This window comes from Streptomyces sp. NK15101 (genome assembly GCF_020400725.1).
GTDB lineage: Bacteria > Actinomycetota > Actinomycetes > Streptomycetales > Streptomycetaceae > Streptomyces.
Map to the genome: position 1 here is coordinate 1 of NZ_JAINVG010000121.1, position 15,730 is coordinate 15,730.

Genomic DNA, 15,730 nt, shown 5'->3' on the forward strand with positions numbered 1-15,730 from the left:
TGGAGGCCCTGCGGCAGGCCGCCGGTCTGTAGTCCCGGCCCCCGGACGCCCGAAGCCCGGCACCCCTCGCGGGGTGCCGGGCTTCGGTCATGTCCGGCTGTCGGTGGCGTCTGGTAGGTATGTGGCTGTGAGCAGCGAGAACGAGAAGTCCGACGAGCCCGAGCAGCTCGCGCTCATCCGGGAGACCGTCCGGAAGGCGAAGGTGCCGCGGGCCAAGCCGCGGACCTGGCGGGGGGCCGCGCTGGCCAAGGAACTGCCGGTCGCGCGGGTCGTCGTGAACAAGGGGGCGCTCCACCTCGACCAGTTCTTCGACTACGCGGTCCCCGAGGAGCTGGACGAGGCCGCCCGGCCCGGGGTGCGGGTGCGGGTGCGGTTCGGGGCGGGGGCCCACCAGGTCAAGAACGGGCGGCGCGAAGGCGGTCGGCTCATCGACGGCTTCCTCGTCGAGCGACGGGCCACCTCGGACTACTCCGGGCCGCTGGCCGCGCTCGCCGACGTCGTCTCGCCCGAGCCGGTGCTCGGACCCGAGCTGCTCGGCCTCGCCCGGGCCGTCGCCGACCGGTACGCGGGCAGCCTCGCCGACGTGCTCCAGCTCGCCGTGCCGCCGCGCAGCGCCAAGGCGGAGGGCCGGCCCTCGCCCGCGCCGCTGCCGCCGCCGAGGGCGCCGGAGCCGGGCAGCTGGACGCGGTACGAGCGCGGGCCGGCGTTCCTGGACTCCCTCGCGCGCGGCGGGGCGCCCCGGGCCGTGTGGAACGCGCTGCCGGGGCCGTACTGGGCCCAGGAGATCGCCCGCGCCGTCGCCGCCACCCTCGCCTCCGGACGGGGCGCGCTCGTCGTCGTCCCCGACGGGCGGGCCGCGAGCCGGGTCGACGCGGCGCTGACGGAGGTCCTGGGGGAGGGGCGGCACGCCCTGCTCACCGCCGAGGCCGGCCCCGAGAAGCGGTACGAGCAGTGGCTCGCCGTGCGGCGCGGCGCCGTGCGGGCCGCCGTCGGCACCCGGGCGGCGATGTTCGCCCCCGTACGGGACCTCGGCCTCGTCGTCATCTGGGACGACGGCGACGGCAGCCACAGCGAGCCGCACGCCCCGCAGCCCCACGCGCGCGAGGTGCTGCTGCTGCGCGCCGCCCACGACCGGTGCGGCTTCCTCCTCGGCTCCACCAGCTGCACCGTGGAGGCCGCCCAGCTCGTCGAGTCCGGTTGGGCCCAGGCGCTCGGCGCCGGACGCGAGCAGGTCCGCAGGGCCGCCCCCCTGATCCGTACCGTCGGCGACGGCGAACTGGCCCGCGACGAGGCCGCGCGCGCCGCCCGGCTGCCCTCGCTCGCCTGGCAGACCGTGCGGGAGGGACTGAAGACCGGGCCGGTGCTCGTCCAGGTCCCCCGCCGGGGATACGTGCCGAGGCTGGCCTGCGAGCGCTGCCGCACGCCCGCCCGCTGCCGGCACTGCGCGGGTCCCCTGGAAGCCCCCGAGCAGCAGGAGCTGCGGTGCGGCTGGTGCGGTCGCGGCGCCCCCGACTGGCACTGCGTGGAGTGCGGCTCGGCCCGCCTGCGGGCCCAGGTGGTCGGGGCCCGGCGGACCGCGGAGGAACTCGGCCGGGCCTTTCCCGCCGTCCCGGTACGGACCTCCGGACGCGACCACGTCCTGGACAGCGTGCCCGGGCGCCCCGCGCTGGTCGTCTCCACCCCCGGCGCCGAACCCGTCGCCGAGGGCGGCTACGCGGCCGCCCTGCTCCTCGACGGCTGGGCCATGCTCGGCCGGCCCGACCTGCGCGCGGGGGAGGAGGCGCTGCGCCGCTGGATCGACGCGGCCTCCCTGGTCCGCGGCCAGGCCGAGGGCGGCACCGTCGTCGTGGTCGCCGAGCCGACCCTCCGGCCCGTCCAGGCGCTCGTCCGCTGGGACCCGGCCGGGCACGCCCGGCGGGAGCTGGCCGAGCGGGCCGAGCTGGGCTTCCCGCCGGTCTCCCGGATGGCCGCCGTGACCGGGCCGCCGGAAGCCGTCGAGGGCTTCCTCGCGGCGGCCGGGCTCCCCGCCGACGCCGAGGTCCTCGGGCCCGTGCCGCTGCCCGTCGCCCGCCCCGGCGGGCCCCGCAGACCCGGCGACCCGCCGCCGGGCGAGCAGTGGGACCGGGCCCTGGTCCGGGTCCCGCCGGGCAGCGGCGCGGCCCTCGCGGCCTCCCTCAAGCAGGCCCGGGCCGGGCGCCTCGCGCGGGGCGGCGGGGAGCCGGTGCGGATCCGCGTGGATCCGCCGGACATCGGCTGACGGGGCCCGGAAACGCCACGGCCGCCCGTCCCCGGTGGGGCGGGCGGCCGTGCGGGGTTCCGCGGTCAGGCGTTGCGCGGGCCGGGGAAGGCCGACGGGCGCGGGTCCTCGCGGAGGGCGGCGCTGCCCGAGGTGGGCTGCGGCGGCATCGAGCGGGCGGCGGGGACCGAGGGGAGCGCTCGGGCCACGCCCGGCTCCACCGGGTGGTCCTGGTCCACGGCCGCGCCCGGCTGGGGCGCGCGCCGGGCGCCGTAGCGGCGGTGGACGGCCTGCTTGGTGACCCCGAGAGCGGAACCCACCGCGTCCCAGGAGAATCCGAGCGAGCGGTCGAAGTCGACCGCCGCGGTCACCAGGGTCTCGACACTGTCCCGCAGCTCCTGGGCGAGGCGTACGGTCGGGGCGGGCGCGCGCCCGTAGACGACGAAGCCCGTCGACGGGCCGGAGCGGCGAGGGCGGTAGACATTGCCCAGCTGGGCCGTGAGCGTGCGCAGTGCGTCCACCTGCCGCCGGACCCGCTCGATGTCCCGCACCAACAGGTGCAGACTCGCCCGGGCTTGGGCGTCGTGGGTTGCGTGGTCGGCCATGTGAAAGCCTCTCGAACCGGCGTTTAAGGGAGCGGGTCGCGGAGGGGGGAACAGCGACCCGATTCGGTCAATCTCTCTTGACCAACGCGCCACCGGGAGTTGGGTCACGCTGCGGGGGCGTACACGCATATGCGCGGGGCGCTCACCGTCCCGTACGCCCCCTCCGCCCCATCGCCGTAGACTGGTGCGCTGCTCGCAACGCCCCCGGAGAGACAGGCAGTCGCCACCCATGAAGCTCGTCTTCGCAGGCACCCCCGAGGTCGCCGTTCCCGCCCTGGACGCCCTGCTCGCCTCCGGGCGGCACGAGGTGGCCGCCGTGGTCACCCGGCCGGACGCCCCGGCGGGGCGCGGACGGCGGCTCGTCGCCAGCCCGGTCGCCCAGCGGGCGGAGGAGGCGGGCATCGAGGTCCTGAAGCCGGCCAGGCCGCGCGACGAGGAGTTCCTCGCCCGGCTGCGGGAGATCGCGCCGGACTGCTGCCCGGTCGTCGCCTACGGCGCGCTGCTGCCGAAGGTCGCGCTCGACATCCCCGCCCACGGCTGGGTCAACCTGCACTTCTCGCTGCTTCCCGCCTGGCGGGGAGCGGCGCCCGTGCAGCACTCCCTGATGGCCGGGGACCAGGTGACGGGCGCCTCCACCTTCCTCATCGAGGAGGGCCTCGACTCCGGGCCGGTCTACGGCGTCGTCACCGAGGACATCCGCCCGACCGACACCAGCGGCGACCTGCTCACCCGGCTCGCGTTCGCGGGCGCCGGGCTGCTCGCCGCGACCATGGACGGCATCGAGGACGGCACGCTCCGGGCCGTCCCGCAGCCGATCGAGGGCATCACCCTCGCCCCGAAGATCCAGGTCGAGGACGCCCACGTCGACTTCGCCGCCCCCGCGCTCCGGGTGGACCGCGTGGTCCGCGGCTGCACCCCGGCCCCCGGCGCCTGGACCGTCTTCCGCGGCGAACGCCTCAAGCTGATCCAGGTCACCCCCCTCCCGGACCGCACCGACCTGGCCCCCGGCGAGCTCGCGGTCGGCAAGAACAACGTGTACGCGGGCACCGGCTCGTACGCCGTCGAACTGCTCTGGGTCCAGCCCCAGGGCAAGAAGCCGATGAAGGCGGCGGACTGGGCCCGGGGCGTCCGGATCGCCCCCGGCGAGCGGCTCGGCGCCTGACCGTGCCGCCGCCGCTGCCCGAAGGGTCCTGGTGGGACTGGGCGGTCCACCGGTACGACGGCAGTCGGCTCACCCTGATCGCCGGCCACGACGTCACGTACCACCACGGGCTCGAAGTCGTCTTCACGGACACCCTCTACGTCCGGTGCCCGATGGACTTCAGGGACCCGGAGTTCCGCGCCCCCACTCCGGAGGAGCGCGCGGAGGTCGTCCGTCTCGTCGGCGCCGAGCCGCCCGTGCTCGTCGCCTTCGAGGCGGACGGCGGCGGCACGGAACCGGCCGTGTGCCTGATCGCGGCCGAGGCCTGGGCGATCCGTCAGGGGCGTTTTCCCCGGCACGCCTCGACGGACGTACGCTGAGGGAGATCGACCCCTCATTTCGTCACGCGGAGCACCTTTGAGCGAGCAGGCACGTCGCCGTCCCCACAAGCCCTACCGGCGGCCCCAGAAGGACCCCGTCCGGATGCTCGCCTTCGAGGCGCTGAGGGCGGTGGACGAGCGGGACGCCTACGCGAACCTGGTGCTGCCGCCGCTGCTGCGGAAGGCACGGGAGAAGGAGGGGCCCGAGAAGTTCGACGGGCGGGACGCGGCGCTCGCGACCGAGCTCGTGTACGGGACGCTGCGCCGGCAGGGGACGTACGACGCGATCATCGCGGCCTGCGTCGACCGGCCGCTGCGCGAGGTCGACCCGCCCGTGCTCGACGTCCTCTCCCTCGGCGCCCACCAGCTCCTGGGCACCCGGATCCCGACCCACGCCGCCGTCTCCGCCAGCGTCGAGCTGGCCCGGGTGGTGCTCGGCGACGGGCGCGCCAAGTTCGTGAACGCCGTGCTGCGCAAGATCTCCCAGCAGGACCTCGACGCCTGGGTGGAGCAGGTCGCCCCGCCGTACGACGAGGACGCCGAGGACCACCTCGCCGTCGTCCACTCGCACCCCCGCTGGGTCGTCTCCGCGCTGTGGGACGCCCTGGGCGGCGGCCGCGCCGGGATCGAGAGCCTCCTGGAGGCCGACAACGCGCGGCCCGAGGTCACCCTCGTCGCCCGGCCCGGCCGGATCACCACCGAGGAGCTGGCCGCCACGGCCGAGACCGAGCCCGGGCGCTGGTCGCCGTACGCCCTGCGGATGGCCGAGGGCGGCGAGCCCGGCGCCATCGAGGCGGTCAAGGAGGGCCGGGCCGGCGTCCAGGACGAAGGCAGCCAGCTCGTCGCGATCGCCCTCGCCGAAGCGCCCCTGGAGGGCCCCGACACCCGCTGGCTCGACGGCTGCGCGGGACCCGGCGGCAAGGCCGCGCTGCTCGCCGCGCTCGCCTCCGAGCGGGGCGCGGCGCTCCTCGCCTCCGAGAGGCAGCCGCACCGTGCCCGCCTGGTCGAGCGCGCCCTCGCCGGCAACCCCGGCCCGTACCAGGTGATCGCCGCCGACGGCACCCGCCCGCCGTGGCGCCCCGGCTCCTTCGACCGGGTCCTCATGGACGTGCCGTGCTCGGGCCTCGGTGCCCTGCGCCGCCGTCCCGAGGCCCGCTGGCGCCGCCGCCCCGAGGACCTGGACGGCTTCGCCCCGCTCCAGCGCGCCCTGCTCACCGAGGCCCTGAGCGCGGTGCGGGTCGGGGGCGTCGTGGGGTACGCGACCTGCTCGCCGCACCTCGCCGAGACCCGCGTGGTCGTCGACGACGTCCTCAAGAAGGTCGGCGGCGCCGAGCTGATCGACGCCCGCCCGCTGCTGCCCGGCGTCCCGGAGCTCGGCGACGGCCCGGACGTCCAGCTGTGGCCGCATCTGCACGGTACGGACGCCATGTATCTGGCGCTGCTGCGCCGGACGGCCTGAGCCGGGTCGTCCGTCCGTTCGATCGCCTGACCGCAATCTCCCGGTCTGTACGGGTCCCGGACTCGTCACTTCGTACCGAAAGTGGTCTGGACCGGATCCGAAACCGCTCAGCGGCAAAGAAGTGCCCAAGAACGTGGGAGGCTTGGCTCATGGCGCAGATCAACCCCAGCATCCTGTCCGCGGACTTCGCCCGGCTCGCCGATGAGGCGAAGGCCGTCGGCGGCGCCGACTGGCTGCACGTCGACGTGATGGACAACCACTTCGTGCCCAACCTGACGCTGGGCGTCCCGGTCGTGGAGTCGCTGGCCCGCGCGACGGACACCCCGCTCGACTGCCACCTGATGATCGAGGACCCCGACCGCTGGGCCCCGCAGTACGTGGAGGCGGGCGCCGGCTCGGTGACCTTCCACGTCGAGGCCGCCGCGGCGCCGGTCCGGCTCGCCCGGGAGATCCGGGCCAAGGGCGCGCGCGCCTCGATGGCGCTCAAGCCGGCCACGCCCATCGAGCCGTACGAGGACCTGCTCCCCGAGCTCGACATGCTGCTCATCATGACCGTCGAGCCCGGCTTCGGCGGCCAGGCCTTCCTCGACATCATGCTTCCCAAGATCCGCCGCACCCGTGAACTGATCTCCAAGCACGGCCTGGAGCTGTGGCTCCAGGTCGACGGCGGGGTCGCCGAGTCCACGATCGAGCGGTGTGCCGAGGCCGGCGCCGACGTCTTCGTCGCGGGTTCCGCGGTGTACGGGGCGTCGGACCCGGCCGCGGCCGTCGCCTCGCTCAGGGCCCGCGCGGAGGCCGCGACCGCCTCCGCCGCGTGGGCGTGTGGCCACTGAGCCACCGGCGGATGAACGCGGTCCGTCGGGCCGCCGACAGGACTGATCAAGGCCCGCCGGATCTGACAGGATGAACGGCGAGTCCAGAGTGTGAACGACATCGGTATGTGACTTCCGTACGTGAACAGCGGTACGTGAACAGCAGTGAGGAGATCGCGGTGGCGGGTATGTCGGCGGGACGGTCAGCCCTGCGGATGGGCCCCGCGGAGCTGGTGCAGGCGGCGGCCATGGCCCGCCGCTTCTACCTCGAGGGCAAGTCCAAGATCCAGATCGCCGAGGAGTTCGGCGTGAGCCGTTTCAAGGTGGCCCGGGTCCTGGAGACCGCCCTGGAGCGCGACCTCGTGCGGATCGAGATCCGCGTACCGGCCGAGCTGGACGCCGAGCGCTCCGACGCGCTCCGCGCCCGCTACGGGCTCCGCCACGCCGTCGTCGTCGAGTCCCCGGCGGAGGGCGACGACGAGTCGCCCGACCCGGAGAACCTCGGCGAGGTCGCGGCCGACCTGCTCGGCGAGCTCGTCACCGAGGGCGACGTCCTCGGCCTGGCCTGGGGCCGCTCCACCATCCACATGGCGGCGGCCCTCGACCGGCTGCCGCCCTGCACGGTCGTCCAGCTCACCGGTGTGTACGACGCCGGGACCGCCGAGCGCGGCTCCGTCGAGGCCGTGCGCCGCGCCGCCCAGGTCTCCGGCGGCGAGGCCCACCCCATCTACGCGCCCATGCTGCTGCCCGACCCGGCGACCGCGGCCGCGCTGCGCAGCCAGACCGGCATCGCGCGGGCCTTCGAGTACTTCGACAAGGTGACGGTCGCCTGCGTCTCCATCGGCTCCTGGGAGCCGGGCATCTCGACCGTCCACGACATGCTCTCCGACGCCGAGCGCGCCCACTACGCCTCGCTGGGCGTCGCCGCCGAGATGTCCGCGCACCTGTTCGACGCCGAGGGGCGCCGGGTCGGCCGCGACCTCGGCGAGCGCTGCATCACCGTCGAGGCGGACCGGCTGCGCCGGATCCCCGAGGTCGTGGCGATCGCCGGCGGCCAGCGCAAGGCCGCCGCGATCGGGGCGGTGCTCCGCTCCGGGCTCGTCACCAGCCTGGTCACCGACCGCGCCGCGGCGGACTACCTGCTCACCGAGTCCAGCCCGGGCACGCACCCGGCGCTCGAGCGCAGGGACCCCGACGGCAACTGAGCGAGGCCGCACGCCGCCAGGGGCCGGAGCCATCCCGTGACGGTATGTTCGGGAGATGTCGCTCCGGCCCCTGCGCGTGCTCCTCGCACTCGTCCTCGCCGTCCTCCTGGCCGGCTGCTCCTCGGCGGGGGGCGGGGCCGCTCCCGCAGCCCCGGCCCGTACGGCTCCGGTCGCCGCGTCCACCGGCACCTCCGGCCTCCCCGCCGTACGGGTGTCGGAGCTGCCCCCCGAGGCACGGAACACGCTCGCCCTCATCGCGCGCGGCGGCCCCTTCCCGTACGCCAGGGACGGCGCCGTCTTCTCGAACTTCGAGCGCCTCCTGCCCCGGCGCGAACGCGGGTACTACCACGAGTACACGGTGAGGACCCCCGGCGAGCACGACCGGGGCGCCCGGCGCATCGTCACCGGGCGGAGCGGGGAGAGGTACTACACGGACGACCACTACGAGACGTTCCGGGAGGTGGTCGCGGATGAGGATCGATGACGCCGTCGTCCTCGACCTGCACGGGGTCGCCGACAAGACCGCCTTCATGAACCGCTGCGTGCGCGCGCTGCCGCTGCCCGTCTGGTTCGGCCGCAACTGGGACGCCCTCGCCGATTCCCTCGCCGATATGCGCGAACCCATGGCGGTCGTCGTGACCGGCTGGCAGGCTTATGCCGAGGCCAGTCCCCGCGACTGGGCCATCGCCCAGGAGGTCTTCTCGGCGGCGGCCCGGGCCAGCGCCGCCGGCCTCGCGGTCCTCCTCTCGCTCGGCCATTTGGAGGATCGGACAGCACCCCCTGCCCAAGGCTCGGACGATTCGCCCGCACCGCCCGCGCCACCCCGCGTGGGACAATGAACTACGTGCTTTTTCCCCTGGCTGAAATGCCTAGGGGCCGATCCGAACGACTGGGATGTCAGCACGTGCGTTTCCTCAATGACGTCAAGCCGCCCTACGACCTGACGTACGACGATGTGTTCATGGTGCCGAGCCGCTCGGCCGTCGGTTCCCGCCAGGCCGTGGACCTCTCCTCCCCCGACGGGACCGGGACGACGATCCCGCTCGTCGTGGCCAACATGACCGCCATCGCCGGCCGCCGGATGGCCGAGACCGTCGCCCGCCGCGGCGGCCTGGTCGTCATCCCGCAGGACATCCCGATCGAGGTCGTCACCGACGTCATCTCGTGGGTGAAGAGCCGCCACCACGTGCTGGACACCCCGATCGTCCTCGAGCCGCACCAGACCGTCGCCGACGCGCTCTCCCTGCTGCCGAAGCGCGCCCACGACGCCGGTGTCGTCGTCGACGAGAACCGCCGCCCGGTGGGCGTCGTCACCGACGCGGACCTCTCCGGCGTGGACCGCTTCACGCAGCTCTCCGAGGTCATGTCCAAGGACCTGCTGCTCCTGGACGCCGACATCGACCCGCGCGAGGCCTTCAACACCCTCGACGCCCACAACCGCCGCTACGCCCCGGCCGTGGACGAGGACGGCAAGCTCGTCGGCATCCTCACCCGCAAGGGCGCCCTGCGCGCGACCCTGTACTCCCCGGCCGTCGACGACCGGGGCCGGCTCCGCATCGCCGCCGCCGTCGGCATCAACGGCGACGTGGCCGGCAAGGCCAAGCAGCTGCTCGACGCGGGCGTCGACACGCTCGTCATCGACACCGCCCACGGCCACCAGGAGTCGATGATCAGCGCGATCCGCACCGTGCGTGCGCTCGACCCGCAGGTCCCGATCGTCGCGGGCAACATCGTCGCCGCCGAGGGCGTCAAGGACCTCGTCGAGGCGGGCGCGGACATCATCAAGGTCGGCGTCGGCCCCGGCGCCATGTGCACCACCCGCATGATGACCGGCGTCGGCCGGCCGCAGTTCTCCGCCGTCCTGGAGTGCGCCGCCGAGGCGAAGAAGTACGGCAAGCACGTCTGGGCCGACGGCGGCGTCCGTCACCCGCGCGACGTCGCCATGGCGCTCGCCGCCGGCGCGTCCAACGTGATGATCGGCTCCTGGTTCGCCGGCACGTACGAGTCCCCGGGCGACCTCCAGCACGACGCCCAGGGGCGCGCCTACAAGGAGTCCTTCGGCATGGCCTCGGCCCGTGCCGTCCGGAACCGGACCTCCGACGAGTCCGCCTACGACCGCGCCCGCAAGGCGCTGTTCGAGGAGGGCATCTCCACCTCGCGCATGTTCCTCGACCCGCAGCGTCCGGGCGTCGAGGACCTGATCGACTCGATCATCGCGGGCGTCCGCTCCTCCTGCACCTACGCCGGTGCGGCCTCGCTCGCCGAGTTCGAGGAGAAGGCGGTGGTCGGCATCCAGTCCGCGGCGGGGTACGCCGAGGGCAAGCCGCTGCACGCCAGCTGGAGCTGAACGCTCACACCGTAGTACGCCTCGGGCCCCGGGACCTCGCTCCCGGGGCCCGAGGCGTTTCCGCTATGGACCGCGCCCCCCGTCGTGGGCAGTCGTTCCGCTGTGACAAGGGGGGCCCTGCTCGAGCGGAGCCGAGAGCTTGGGGGAGGGTGGGCACAACGGGGGGCGCCCTTGCCGGCGCCCGAGGCTCATGTGCCTGAACCCGCACCACTTTGTGCGCCGCACACGGGGTGCGGGTCCGGGCGCGGAACGCGGAGGCCCCGCTATGGGCGCCGTCCCGTGTGCCCACCCGTCCCGCCCTGCGGGACGATCGCCCACACGGCGGGTGGGCGGGGGCACCGCCCCGTAGGGCGCGGCCCCCGCACGGAGCGGGGGCGCCGGCCCCGGCGGGGTGCGGCCCCACGCGGGGGCTCAGGGTGGCGGGTTCAGGATGCCGCGCAGGGTCTCCGCCACCGCCCCCGCCATCCGCGCATGCCCCGCGTCGTTCGGGTGCAGCCCGTCCGCCAGGTGCTCCGGGCCCAGGAGGGGACGGCCGGGGAGGACGTGGAGGTGGGGGTCGCCCTCGGCTGCCAGGTCGCGCCCCGCCCGTTCCATGGCCCTGCGCAGCTCCGTGAGCGTCGCGCCGAGGACGTTGCGGGTGTGCTCGGCCTCCGGGCGCAGGACCGGGGAGAGGATCAGCAGCGGCGTGGACGGGTGGCCCCGGCGGATCAGGCCGACGAAGGCGCGGACGGTCGCGTAGAGCCAGTCGGCCGTGGCCGGTGCCCGGGACCAGCAGTTCGTGCCGAACGCGAGGGTGATCAGATCGCCCGGCAGCCGGGCCAGGTGCTCCGCCAGGGGCAGCTCGCCCCTGGCCCCGCCCGCGTACCCCAGGTTGACCGCGTCGAGGCCGAGGAGCCGTCCGGCCGTCGCGGGCCAGGAGTGCGCCGGGCGGGTCGCCCACCAGCCCTCGGTGATCGAGTCGCCGTGGACGAGCCAGCGGGGCCGGGCCGGGGCGGGGGAGAGGGCGCCGCCGACGGCCCGCAGGGCGAGCGGCACGGGTGCCTGGCCCTCCGGGAGGTGGACGGTGAAGACGCCGCCGTGCGGGGGCAGCGGGAGCCTGACGACGGCTTCCGGGCTCGGGGCGACGCACGTCTCGCCGACGAGCCGTGTGCCCTGCCAGAGGGCGAAGCAGTGGCGCAGCCCGTGCAGGGGGTCGCCGGGCCCCGGGACGGCCGCCCGGTAGCGCAGCTCGACCGCGCGCGTGCCGGGCGCGGCCGTGAACTCGATCCGTACGCCGATGGGCAGCGCGGCCCGCTCGGCGATGTCCCACGGCAGCCGGTCGAGGTCGTGGGGGTCGGCGCGCACGGGCCGGTCGCCGTCCAGCCAGGCCGTGCCGCGCAGGAACGGTGACGGGTCGAGCCACGGCACCGGGGCCTCCGTTCGTGGGGTGGTCAGGGGCTCGCAGCGTCGGTCATTCCGCATGAGGAGTCCATGCGCGCGCACGGGCCGGTTCACACCTGGATGTGTCGATTCATGCGGGGGCGCGCAATGTTTGCCCGTCTGCGCCCGAAGAGCGCAATGATCATCCGGTACTGCGCAACAACCCTGCATTACGACTGCGAAGCTTCGCCCCTTAGGCTCATGCCTCGTACCAGGAGTGGCGGCGACCGCCTGCTCGGCGGTTTCCGTCCCCCGTGGGCCTGCTTCGGCCTGCTCGCGTACCGCCGCGGTCGCCTCCGTACCCACAGGCAGCGATAAGGAGCCTCCGCAGTGCTGGACCACGGCGCAGCCCCACCGGTCGACGACACGACCACCCCGAAGACCTCCGCTCTCGGCGCGCTCGTCCGCCGCAAGCCGGTAGAACGCCTGGTCGAAGAGGGTGGCCAGGGAGAGGGCGGCAGCCTCCGCCGCTCGCTCTCCATGTGGCAGCTGACCATGATCAGCATCGGTGCCACGCTCGGCACCGGCATCTTCGTCGTCCTCGGCGGAGCCGTCCCGAAGGCCGGCCCCGCCGTCACGATCGCCTTCGTCATCGCCGGTCTCACGGCCCTGTTCTCGGCCCTCTCGTACGCCGAGCTGGCCGGCTCCATACCGGTCGCCGGGTCCTCGTACTCGTACGCGTACGCAACGATGGGCGAACTCGTCGCCTGGGTCTGCGGCTGGTGTCTGGTCCTGGAGTACGGCGTCTCCGTCGCCGCCGTGGCCGTCGGCTGGGGCGAGTACCTCAACGAGCTGCTCGACGGCACGATCGGCGTCACCATCCCCGACGTGCTCTCCTCGGCCCCCGGTGAGGGCGGCGTCATCAACCTGCCCGGCCTGATCGTCGTGCTGCTCGCCATGGTGTTCCTGCTCGGCGGCGCCCGTGAGTCGGCCGTGGTCAACACGATCATGGTCGTGGTGAAGATCGCCGCGCTCGTGCTCTTCTGCGCGATCGGCTTCATGGGCTTCAAGTCCGGCAACTACAAGGACTTCATGCCGCTCGGCATGACGGGCGTCGGTGCCGCGAGCGCCAGCCTCTTCTTCTCGTACATCGGCTTCGACGCCGCCTCCACGGCCGGCGAGGAGGCCAAGAACCCCAAGCGTGACCTGCCCCGCGCCATCATGCTCTCGCTCCTCATCGTCACCGTCCTCTACGTCCTGGTGGCCGCCGTCGCGGTCGGGGCGTGGGACTGGAAGGAGTTCGAGGGCTCCGAGGCCACCCTGGCCGCGATCATGAACGACGTCTCCGGGCAGACCTTCTGGGGCACGATGCTCGCCGCCGGCGCGGTCATCTCCATCGCCAGCGTCGTCCTCACCGTGCTCTACGGCCAGACCCGCATCCTCTTCGCGATGTCCCGCGACGGCCTGGTCCCCAAGGTCTTCGGCAAGGTCAACAGCAAGACCGGCACGCCGCGCGTCAACACGGTCATCGTCTCGCTCTTCTGCGCCGTCCTCGCCTCGGTCGTCCCGCTCTTCAAGCTCGTCGACGCCACCAGCATCGGCACGCTCTTCGCATTCGGTCTGGTCAACATCGCGGTCATCGTGCTCCGCTTCACCCGCCCCGACATGCCGCGCACCTTCAAGGTGGCCCTCGGCCCGGTCTTCCCGATCCTCGGCCTGGGCTTCTGCGTCTACAACATGTTCGGCCTCGACGCCGCCACCTGGATGTACTTCGGCGGATGGATGGCCGCCGGGCTCGTGTTCTACTTCCTGTACGGCATGCGCCGCTCCCGACTGGCCACGGCCCCGGCCCTGGCAGAGGCTCCAGCAGAGAAGTGATCCACCCGTAGTGCGACTCAACGACCTCGACGAACGCATCGTCCACGCCCTCGCGGAAGACGCCCGCCGCAGCTACGCCGACATCGGCTCGCTCGTCGGCCTCTCCGCCCCCGCCGTGAAGCGGCGCGTGGACCGGCTCCGGGCCGAGGGCGCCATCACCGGCTTCACCGTCCGGGTGGACCCGGCGGCGCTCGGCTGGGAGACCGAGGGCTTCGTCGAGATCTACTGCCGCCACAACACCTCGCCGGAGGACATCCGGCGGGGTCTGGAGCGGTATCCCGAGGTGGTGTCCGCGTCGACCGTCACCGGCGACGCGGACGCCGTCGTCCAGGTCTTCGCCTCGGACATGCGCCACTTCGAGCGCGTCCTGGAGCGCATCGCGGGCGAGCCCTTCGTGGAGCGCACCAAGTCCGTCCTGGTGCTCTCGCCGCTGCTGCGGCGCTTCTCCTCGGGATCGCCGGCGTAGTTCGCCGGGAGAGGGACGGTGCGGGCCGTGGTTCCCGCACCGCCCCTTCGCCCCGCCTACCCCCGTGGGGCGGTCTATTCGGTCGGGTACTCCACCTGCCAGGGCAGCACCTTGAAGTCGCCCGTTCCGGCCCGCACCTTCTCGAAGGGCGCCGAGCTCAGGCAGGGCGGGACTTCCAGGTCCGTCTCGCGCCCCACCCAGCTGTAGCCCAGACGGTCCCGCTCGCCGTCGTCGTGCACCGAGATCCCGACCCGCTTGTTCCGGAAGGCGTCCACGTCGGTCTCCGTCACGACGCCCGTCACCACGGCCACCTTGCCGCCCGTGGTGAGGCAGTCGACCTTCGCCACCGCGTAGCCGCCCTTCCCGTCCTTGTAGTGGCTGAAGCGGAAGGTGCCGGTCGCGGCCTGCGGATCCTCGTTGTCCTCCGCCGCCAGGTGCACGTCGAAGCCGAACGTGATGTCGTCCCCGGCCGGCCGGTACAGCTTGGCCGTCCCGGTCAGCGCGGCGGCCTCCCGGACCGTGTGCGTCCCGTGCCCGCCCTCTCCGCCCGAGGCGACGGCGACGCCCCCCGCCCCCAGGGTGAGCAGAACGGCGGCGGCTACGGCGACGATCTTCGTACGACGGTTCATCGTGGTCCCTTTCGGCAGGTCTTCCGGCAGGTCTTCCGGACGACCACCACTCTTCCGTCCGGACCGCGCAGGGGCGTCGCGCCGCAGAACGGTCCTCGTCTCCGCCGCGCGGCGGGGGAGCCGTACGACCCCGGTCGGAGCCGTACGCAACGAATCGACGCGCCGACCGCTGATCGCGCAACGGTTCGACGGTCGGTCCGCAACGCTGCCGCCTTGTCCCGGTGGAGCGCGAAACCGTACCGTTTTTGACGTCTTCCCCCTGTACTCCGACCGTCGAGGACCGCCGATGCCCGCGCTGCGCACCGCCCTGCTCCAGAGCTCCGGTGAGCTCGGTGACGTGGCCGCCAATCTCAAGATCCTCGACGAGGCCGCCGCCCGTGCCGCTGCCGCCGGCGCGGACCTGCTGCTCGCCCCCGAGCTCTTCCTGACCGGCTACGCCATCGGCGCCGACATCGCGCGCCTGGCCGAGCCGGTCGACGGCCCCTCCGCCCGCGCCGTCGCGGCCATCGCCGTGCGCCACGGCCTGGCCGTCGGCTACGGCTACCCGGAGCGGGACACCGAGCAGCACGGCGTCCTGTACAACGCCGCGCAGGTCATCGGCGCCGACGGCGTCCCGCTGGTGCGGTACCGCAAGACCCACCTCTTCGGAGACTTCGAGCGGAAGTGGTTCACCCCCGGCGACCGCCCCGTCGTCCAGGCGGAGCTCGGCGGGCTCACCGTCGGCATGATGATCTGCTACGACGTCGAGTTCCCCGAGAACGTGCGGGCGCACGCGCTGGCCGGCACGGACCTCCTCCTCGTGCCGACCGCGCTCATGCACCCCGCCGAGGTCGTGCCCCTCTCCGTGGTGCCGGTCCGCGCCTTCGAGAACCAGCTCTACCTCGCGTACGCCAACCGGACCGGCCCCGAGGGCGACTTCGAGTTCGTCGGCCTCTCCACCCTGGCCGGCCCCGACGGCACCGCCCGGGCCCGTGCCGGACGCGGCGAGGAGCTCGTCCTCGGCGACGTCGACCCGGCCCTCCTCGCGGCCTCCCGCGCGGAGAACCCCTACCTGCGCGACCGGCGCCCGGGCCTCTACGGCTCCCTCGTCTGAGCCGCCGCCCCACCCCCCCCCCCCCCCCCCCCCCCCCCCCCCCACCCCCCCCCACCCCCCCCCCCCCCGCCCCCCCCGCCCCCCCCCCCCCCCCCCCGCCCCCCCCCCCCCCCCCCCCCC

General features: G+C 74.1%; 15 protein-coding genes. 12 read left to right on the forward strand and 3 right to left on the reverse strand.

Annotation, left to right across the window (positions count from 1 at the left end; genetic code table 11):
• Positions 1 to 127: 127 nt before the first annotated feature.
• The gene (locus K7G60_RS35670) at positions 128 to 2,257 is read left to right on the forward strand and encodes a primosomal protein N' (protein ID WP_225805114.1); all 2,130 of its coding nucleotides are present in this window, start codon (positions 128 to 130) and stop codon (positions 2,255 to 2,257) included.
• Positions 2,258 to 2,322: 65 nt separating this feature from the next.
• Here the strand turns inward: K7G60_RS35670 and K7G60_RS35675 are convergent, their stop codons facing one another.
• A complete protein-coding gene (locus tag K7G60_RS35675; RefSeq protein WP_225805115.1) occupies positions 2,323 to 2,841 on the reverse strand; it encodes a hypothetical protein in 519 nt (172 codons plus the stop codon).
• Between the two features lie 229 nt (positions 2,842 to 3,070).
• Here K7G60_RS35675 and fmt point away from each other — a divergent pair, with 229 nt between their 5' ends.
• The 8 genes from fmt to K7G60_RS35715 all read left to right on the forward strand — a co-directional run bounded on the left by fmt (position 3,071) and on the right by K7G60_RS35715 (position 10,185).
• The gene (fmt, locus tag K7G60_RS35680) at positions 3,071 to 4,003 is read left to right on the forward strand and encodes a methionyl-tRNA formyltransferase (protein WP_225805116.1); all 933 of its coding nucleotides are present in this window, start codon (positions 3,071 to 3,073) and stop codon (positions 4,001 to 4,003) included.
• Positions 4,004 to 4,005: 2 nt separating this feature from the next.
• Positions 4,006 to 4,362, forward strand: a complete 357-nt coding sequence (locus K7G60_RS35685; RefSeq protein WP_225805117.1) for a hypothetical protein — start codon at positions 4,006 to 4,008, stop codon at positions 4,360 to 4,362.
• Positions 4,363 to 4,399: 37 nt separating this feature from the next.
• A complete protein-coding gene (locus K7G60_RS35690) occupies positions 4,400 to 5,821 on the forward strand; it encodes an RsmB/NOP family class I SAM-dependent RNA methyltransferase (RefSeq protein WP_225805118.1) in 1,422 nt (473 codons plus the stop codon).
• A gap of 149 nt (positions 5,822 to 5,970) precedes the next feature.
• Entirely contained in the window at positions 5,971 to 6,654 is a 684-nt protein-coding gene (rpe, locus tag K7G60_RS35695; RefSeq protein ID WP_225805119.1) for a ribulose-phosphate 3-epimerase, read from the forward strand.
• A 134-nt stretch (positions 6,655 to 6,788) separates the two neighbouring features.
• The gene (locus K7G60_RS35700) at positions 6,789 to 7,838 is read left to right on the forward strand and encodes a sugar-binding transcriptional regulator (RefSeq protein ID WP_225805127.1); all 1,050 of its coding nucleotides are present in this window, start codon (positions 6,789 to 6,791) and stop codon (positions 7,836 to 7,838) included.
• 55 nt (positions 7,839 to 7,893) lie between these two features.
• Positions 7,894 to 8,322 (forward strand): ribonuclease domain-containing protein, encoded by a 429-nt coding sequence (locus K7G60_RS35705; RefSeq protein ID WP_225805120.1) that lies wholly within the window; start codon positions 7,894 to 7,896, stop codon positions 8,320 to 8,322.
• Positions 8,309 to 8,677, forward strand: coding sequence for a barstar family protein (locus K7G60_RS35710; protein WP_225805121.1), 369 nt, complete (start codon positions 8,309 to 8,311; stop codon positions 8,675 to 8,677). Before K7G60_RS35705 ends, K7G60_RS35710 begins: the two co-directional genes overlap by 14 nt.
• A 65-nt stretch (positions 8,678 to 8,742) precedes the next feature.
• Positions 8,743 to 10,185 (forward strand): GuaB1 family IMP dehydrogenase-related protein, encoded by a 1,443-nt coding sequence (locus K7G60_RS35715; RefSeq protein ID WP_225805122.1) that lies wholly within the window; start codon positions 8,743 to 8,745, stop codon positions 10,183 to 10,185.
• A 411-nt stretch (positions 10,186 to 10,596) separates the two neighbouring features.
• Here the strand turns inward: K7G60_RS35715 and K7G60_RS35720 are convergent, their stop codons facing one another.
• Positions 10,597 to 11,592 carry a GDSL-type esterase/lipase family protein gene (locus K7G60_RS35720; RefSeq protein WP_225805123.1) on the reverse strand — a complete coding sequence of 332 codons (996 nt, stop codon included), beginning with the start codon at positions 11,590 to 11,592 and terminating at the stop codon, positions 10,597 to 10,599.
• A 342-nt stretch (positions 11,593 to 11,934) separates the two neighbouring features.
• Here K7G60_RS35720 and K7G60_RS35725 point away from each other — a divergent pair, with 342 nt between their 5' ends.
• Together K7G60_RS35725 and K7G60_RS35730 are read left to right on the forward strand one after the other, a co-directional pair.
• On the forward strand, positions 11,935 to 13,422 hold the full coding sequence (locus K7G60_RS35725) for an amino acid permease (RefSeq protein ID WP_225805124.1): 1,488 nt from the start codon (positions 11,935 to 11,937) through the stop codon (positions 13,420 to 13,422).
• Positions 13,423 to 13,432: 10 nt separating this feature from the next.
• Positions 13,433 to 13,888 (forward strand): Lrp/AsnC family transcriptional regulator, encoded by a 456-nt coding sequence (locus tag K7G60_RS35730; RefSeq protein ID WP_030691274.1) that lies wholly within the window; start codon positions 13,433 to 13,435, stop codon positions 13,886 to 13,888.
• Positions 13,889 to 13,962: 74 nt separating this feature from the next.
• Here K7G60_RS35730 and K7G60_RS35735 read toward each other — a convergent pair whose 3' ends face one another.
• Positions 13,963 to 14,517 carry a Repetin gene (locus K7G60_RS35735; RefSeq protein WP_225805125.1) on the reverse strand — a complete coding sequence of 185 codons (555 nt, stop codon included), beginning with the start codon at positions 14,515 to 14,517 and terminating at the stop codon, positions 13,963 to 13,965.
• A gap of 286 nt (positions 14,518 to 14,803) precedes the next feature.
• Here K7G60_RS35735 and K7G60_RS35740 point away from each other — a divergent pair, with 286 nt between their 5' ends.
• The gene (locus tag K7G60_RS35740) at positions 14,804 to 15,610 is read left to right on the forward strand and encodes a carbon-nitrogen hydrolase family protein (protein WP_225805126.1); all 807 of its coding nucleotides are present in this window, start codon (positions 14,804 to 14,806) and stop codon (positions 15,608 to 15,610) included.
• Positions 15,611 to 15,730 lie beyond the last annotated feature (120 nt).

What these genes read in the sequence shown, in the direction of transcription:
- K7G60_RS35675 (WP_225805115.1), bottom strand. Translation starts at nt 2,841, where the DNA reads ATGGCCGACCACGCAACCCACGACGCCCAAGCCCGGGCGAGTCTGCAC.
- fmt (WP_225805116.1), top strand. Translation starts at nt 3,071, where the DNA reads ATGAAGCTCGTCTTCGCAGGCACCCCCGAGGTCGCCGTTCCCGCCCTG.
- rpe (WP_225805119.1), top strand. Translation starts at nt 5,971, where the DNA reads ATGGCGCAGATCAACCCCAGCATCCTGTCCGCGGACTTCGCCCGGCTC.
- K7G60_RS35705 (WP_225805120.1), top strand. Translation starts at nt 7,894, where the DNA reads ATGTCGCTCCGGCCCCTGCGCGTGCTCCTCGCACTCGTCCTCGCCGTC.
- K7G60_RS35710 (WP_225805121.1), top strand. Translation starts at nt 8,309, where the DNA reads ATGAGGATCGATGACGCCGTCGTCCTCGACCTGCACGGGGTCGCCGAC.
- K7G60_RS35735 (WP_225805125.1), bottom strand. Translation starts at nt 14,517, where the DNA reads ATGAACCGTCGTACGAAGATCGTCGCCGTAGCCGCCGCCGTTCTGCTC.
- K7G60_RS35740 (WP_225805126.1), top strand. Translation starts at nt 14,804, where the DNA reads ATGCCCGCGCTGCGCACCGCCCTGCTCCAGAGCTCCGGTGAGCTCGGT.